We start from the raw sequence: 5,390 nt of genomic DNA on the forward strand, positions 1-5,390 counted from the left end.
TCGTCCAACCTTGCGGTACTCAAGCAGCTCCAGAGGGATGCTGCCGAGCCGGACAAATTGATGCACCTGCTTAAGGTATATCGAGAGACATTGGGCTACCAGCTTGTCCGTAAGGCAGAAGAATGCAAAATTGCCCTGTCGGACCAAGTTTCACACCGTGTTGCTCTCTCTCATCTTTCTGACATGCTGGAAGTCGATGTAAGCCAAGAGCAAATGGCCCATGCGATTGAAGCTCCAAGGGTTCATATTAGTCAGTTGGTCACGGATGCTATCGAGCAGAGCGGTATTAAACCTGATGTGGTATATATGACAGGTGGTACAGCGCGCTCGCCGATTTTGCGAGCTTGTATAGAGCAGCAGTTGCCTTCAACACCGGTTGTCAGCGGCAGCTACTTTGGCTCTGTGACCGCGGGCCTTGCACGCTGGGCTGAACAGAGTTTCAAGTAACTGTTTTAAAATACTTAATCAGTGATTAAAAAAGCCTGACTACTGATACCTATTTAGCTTGGGTATATTACTAGCAGGCTTTTTCTATGAAATGTATCTTTGCGCTAAGTTGGGTTTAAGGTTTCTTCACCCAAGCACTGCACCAACCATTGGCGTTAACGGCTTTACCTGGGAAAATCCCGCAAGGGCGCCACTCATCGCCATCATTACCTTGGATTAAGGCACAGTTAGCGCAGTTCTTTGCGCTGTCAGGTGTTTGGTGTACATACTGAAGGGCTTTCGCCTGGGGATCGTCCTCTGTCAGTTGAGGTAAATCTGCTGCGTGGGCAGGCTTGACCAACAAATCCTTACCGACAGTCATACCAATGACACTGGCAAGCCCTAGCTTGAGGAAATTCCTTCTATTAGCTGTCTTCTTCATATTACAACCTTCTAATTGCTCACAGTTTTACGACATTGTTTTTAGTTTTTGATGTTGCATCAAAATGATAATACGGATCGAAAGACGATGTTGGGTCAAAAATGTGATGATGTTAATGAGATTGTTACATTTCGTGATTACACTTTGCGCAACTGTTGACTCAGTCGCTGGTATTTTAATTGTTCGATAAGTGAACAATCAGTGGGCTAGCGTTTGAATCATATACTAAGATACTGACAAATAAGGCTTGATCTGAAACAAGCTTTTACAGATTAAATTGGCTTTAGGGTTGCAACATTTTATTTACAAGCGCATTATCTTGCGTCGAGTACAGCGAGTCATAAGGATAAAAAATGGCAAATTTGTTTTTATTAGATATTGATGGGGCGCTGGTGGATTCCAAAAACCTAGAACTGAACTGCTACGTGAAAGCAGTCAAAGACGTTCTGGGTATTGAAATGGACACAGATCTTTCCCATTACTCCAACCTAACCGATGCCGGTGTGTTAGATGAACTCATCGCCAAGCATGGTATTTCCGAAAGCCGTTCACTTATCCATCGAAAAGTAGAAAGCCGTTATTCTGAATTGGTTCAACAGGCCATCAAAGACAGCCCAGAGACAGTCAGTGAAGTGATGGGGGCCAAGGCGTTTTTGGATCAGATGCAAGATCAGCAAGATACCCATATTGCCATTGCCACAAGCAGTTGGGCATCAACGGCAAAAATGATGCTTCGCGCGGCCGGTATCGATATCAGCAATGTGACGTTTGCTTCATCTTCCGATGCGTTGAGCCGTACTGAAATCATGGCATTGGCGGCATTTCGTGCCAAGCAAGATTCTGGTGTGGTGTTTGACCGTCGTGTTGTTTTCGCCAATGGTGAGCGCAGCAAAAATGCCTCGCAAGAGCTTGGCTATGATTATGTGGAAGTTGGCAATGTATCGGGCAACCATCCACATATCCCGAACCTGGCGCATTACCAGGCAGCGTTTTCACGACTAGCGTTATCCGCTTAACCTTACGGGCATCAAGCGTGATGTGAGAATCATTCCAGATTCTTAACTCTTTGGGCGTAATGTGGAATTTTCTGCATATAGTATAAGCAGTTATTTTCTTTTCTTTGCATTCGAACTGCTATGCTAATTTTACGCCCAATGGGTCTTTTATCCCTTTCTCTATTCATAACACTTCTGCTTCTATCTCCATTGCCTTTACAAGCAGCTCAGGAGGACATTCCTTATTGCCACCGTTATGCAGATTTTAATTTCCCCGACTACATGGCGGTTTGGAATGAAGAGGAGCCAGAATTAACCGCATTCACCTATTTTTCTATGTTGAATATGGCGGCAAGCAGCGTAGATAAAACCTTCCTTAGCGAGTTACTCAGCCAGATAGGGCGTACTTTTCTAATACGTGAAGACTTTGAGCAAGCTAAATACTATCTGGCGCAAGCTGAAGGGTATTTGGATGATGCCGAGCCAAGGGCCCGGGCGTATTTTTTGAGGGAGAAAGCGCGTTATTACGCCTATACCGAACAACAGGATCAAGCAAAAGAATTACTGCTTAAATCATGGGAGATATCTAAGCAAGAACACTATGATCAACTGGCAATCGAAACAGCACTCGATCTTAGTGAAAATTCGATAGCCATTATAAATCAAGAGGATAGGGGGCGTTGGCGGCAAATTGCGGAAAAGTTAGCAGCATCGACGAAAGATGAAAGAGCGAAAATCTGGGTTTTGCAGAACCAGTCCCGATTTATTTAATTGTTTTAATCTTTACCTCCCATTGCCTGAGGATTAGATAGAACCCTCTATAAGTTCTATGATAAAAATTAGGAAAAAGAACTTGGAGTCATATCACATGGATGAGAAGTGGGTTCTGCAATGGTTTAATGATGTATGGTCTAACGCTAACAGCACTATGCTGCAGGAGTTAGCCACCGATCCTTTTCATTTCCACGTGCCGGGTGGGAAAAGCTACCTCCTTAGTCATACCGAATATCTTAACTTTATAACGGTATGGGGCCAGCGATTTAGGGATGTTAGTTTCCGTATTATTGATACCATCAAAGATGATAATAAAACAGTCGTCGTTTACCAGTGCCATGCGTTGTATTGTGGTGGTTGGGCTAAGATCCCAGCGAAAAAACAGAAAGTCATGATGACAGGGATGGCTTATTTCAAACATCATGGGGACAAAATTGTTGATTGCCGACTTGAAGACAGCAGCTTTGACTTATATCAGCAACTCACCCGGCGGCTAGAATAACAACACCCCGTGTGATTACCTCAATACGGGGTGTTTTCGATTTTGCCAACGCGTTATGTATAACCCGTTATTAGGCAGTCTGTAGGTTGGCAGGCGGTGGTGTCAGCTTTTGGAAAAACTCTCGAGTCTCCGTCACAATCACATCACGTAGCAAGATCAAACCAATCAGGTTAGGGATTGCCATCAAACCATTTACGATATCGGCAATCAGCCAAATCATATCCAGTTTCATAAAGGCACCTGCTGCAATCAATACCAAGAAGAAAATCTTGTATGGCAGGATGGCTTTCACGCCAAATAGGTACGTGATGCAACGCTCACCGTAGTAGTTCCAGCCAAGGATAGTGGTAAAGGCGAAGAACATGAGGCCAATAGTGACCATCATTGGACCGATAAAGCTTGAGTCCAAACCGCTAGCAAAAGCGTAGCTTGTCATTGCCGCGCCGGCGTAATCACTTTGCCATGCGCCAGTTACCACAAGGGTAAGGCCAGTCATGGTACAGATGATGATGGTGTCGAAGAAAGTACCCGTCATCGAGATCAAGCCTTGCTCCACACAAGAATCTGTTTTCGCTGCTGCCGCAGCCATAGGCGCACTACCTAGGCCTGATTCATTGGAGAACACACCACGCGCAATACCCGATTGGATAGCAAGCATAATACCTGCACCGACAAAACCACCTGTTGCTGCATGGCCAGTAAAGGCCGACTGAACAACTAGCTGAATAGCAGCAGGGATCGCACTATACTGAGAACCCAGCACAATCACACAGGCGATAATGTAGAACACTGCCATGAAAGGAACGACTTTACTCGCTACCTTGGCAATTGATTTCACACCGCCAAGCGTTACTACCGCAACGAGAATAGTCAGCACAATTACTGTGATTTCACGTGGGATTTCAAAAGATAGGTAGGCGGCATCAACAATCGCATTGGCTTGGGGGAAGGTACCGATACCAAAGCAGGCAACACCCAAAGCGAATACAGCGAACATGCGTGCTAGCCATTTTTGGCCCGTCCCTTTTTCGATGTAATACATCGGGCCGCCCAGCATTTGGCCGTTAGCATCAACTTCACGGTATTTTACTGCCAGCAAGCACTCTGCATATTTGGTTGCCATACCGAACAAGGCGGCAAGCCACATCCAGAATAGGGCACCCGGGCCACCGAGTTTGATTGCGGTGGCAACACCGACAATATTACCGGTACCAATGGTGGCAGAAAGTGCGGTACATAGCGCGGCAAAACTTGAAACATCGCCGTCAGCTTTGCTGTTTTTATTACCCTTGAACAGGTAGCCCAAAGCGAGGGGTAGGTAGCGGATCTGGATCAGTCCAAGGCGAACTGTCAGGTAAATACCTGTACCTACTAGCAAAAGAAGTAGTGGTGGGCCCCAAACGAGGTTATCGATAGTTTGTAAGAAGTTATATAGTGGGTTCATTTTCTCTTTACCTTTAAACATCAAAGGAAGAGATAAAGAACAACAGTTATACCGTTGTATGGTGTATCAGAATGTTGGTGTTACTTTCTGTGCTGTTGATCTTATCTCCTCTGTCCTTTTGCCTGAGAGTTTCACCTGAAATCAGGTTTGCTCCTTCGGCGTCCGATTTAACGGATCTCTCCAGAGGCTCCTCCAACAACAGTCCATACCTTACTTAGCAATTGACTAAGAAGGTGCCTGAAAGATTTACTGACCATTGTTTGCAGTGGCTGCAAACAGGATAGTGAGCTTACTTCTTCGGCGGGCTCGATACTTCGTCGCTTTGACGTTGTACTTGCCACTCTCCTGCTGTCTTCATCGGAACTCAAATTTGCCGTGTCATACTAATAGATAAAAATGCGATTGTCTTCAAAAAATTCGACAAAATTTAAGAGGATGAATTGACGTGCTAGATAATTATGCGTGTGTTTTCATTTGTCGTGGCTAATTCGCCCATGTTTAAGCTGCTTGTTTTTTAGCCTGAAAATAACAGCGTCAAGTTGTTGGCTTTGATGAGAGTACCCCGCCAGTTTGACCTTTTGCTATCAGAATAAAATGTCAGTATGAGCACTGATAAAACATATCGCCTATAAAAATTTGTGATGCAGTTCGTGTGTGGTGTATGCAGGTTCACTGCAAGCGTGTTGATATGGTCTTTTTCTTGCTTATGAGTTTTAGCACTATAATTTTGTGGTGTGCGCGGCGAAAAAAAGCAAAAGTTAAATTTAATAAAATACAGTACGGATTAATTTGTTAGATTTTTTTCGA

5 protein-coding genes, 1 pseudogene and 1 riboswitch are annotated in these 5,390 nt (G+C 44.6%); of the genes and pseudogenes, 4 read left to right on the top strand and 2 right to left on the bottom strand.

Going from position 1 to position 5,390, the window contains the following annotated elements; genetic code table 11:
- A pseudogene (locus tag BIZ37_RS29265) lies at window positions 1-447 on the top strand (molecular chaperone); the annotation flags it as partial.
- Window positions 448-562: 115 nt separating this feature from the next.
- Here the strand turns inward: BIZ37_RS29265 and BIZ37_RS29270 are convergent.
- A complete protein-coding gene (locus BIZ37_RS29270; protein WP_187464537.1) occupies window positions 563-868 on the bottom strand; it encodes a high-potential iron-sulfur protein in 306 nt (101 codons plus the stop codon).
- Between the two features lie 353 nt (window positions 869-1,221).
- Here BIZ37_RS29270 and BIZ37_RS29275 point away from each other — a divergent pair, with 353 nt between their 5' ends.
- From BIZ37_RS29275 to BIZ37_RS29285, 3 genes are all read left to right on the top strand, one after another.
- Entirely contained in the window at window positions 1,222-1,884 is a 663-nt protein-coding gene (locus BIZ37_RS29275) for an HAD hydrolase-like protein (protein WP_187464538.1), read from the top strand.
- 120 nt (window positions 1,885-2,004) lie between these two features.
- Window positions 2,005-2,634, top strand: coding sequence for a hypothetical protein (locus BIZ37_RS29280; RefSeq protein WP_187464539.1), 630 nt, complete (start codon window positions 2,005-2,007; stop codon window positions 2,632-2,634).
- A gap of 97 nt (window positions 2,635-2,731) precedes the next feature.
- On the top strand, window positions 2,732-3,139 hold the full coding sequence (locus tag BIZ37_RS29285; RefSeq protein WP_187464540.1) for a nuclear transport factor 2 family protein: 408 nt from the start codon (window positions 2,732-2,734) through the stop codon (window positions 3,137-3,139).
- A 70-nt stretch (window positions 3,140-3,209) separates the two neighbouring features.
- Here the strand turns inward: BIZ37_RS29285 and BIZ37_RS29290 are convergent, their stop codons facing one another.
- Window positions 3,210-4,583, bottom strand: coding sequence for a sodium:alanine symporter family protein (locus BIZ37_RS29290; protein WP_187464541.1), 1,374 nt, complete (start codon window positions 4,581-4,583; stop codon window positions 3,210-3,212).
- A 100-nt stretch (window positions 4,584-4,683) separates the two neighbouring features.
- Window positions 4,684-4,777, bottom strand: a riboswitch (glycine riboswitch).
- Between the last annotated feature and the right edge of the window lie 613 nt (window positions 4,778-5,390).

Origin of the sequence: Photobacterium sp. BZF1 (assembly GCF_014349205.1) — a bacterium.
Classification (GTDB): domain Bacteria; phylum Pseudomonadota; class Gammaproteobacteria; order Enterobacterales; family Vibrionaceae; genus Photobacterium.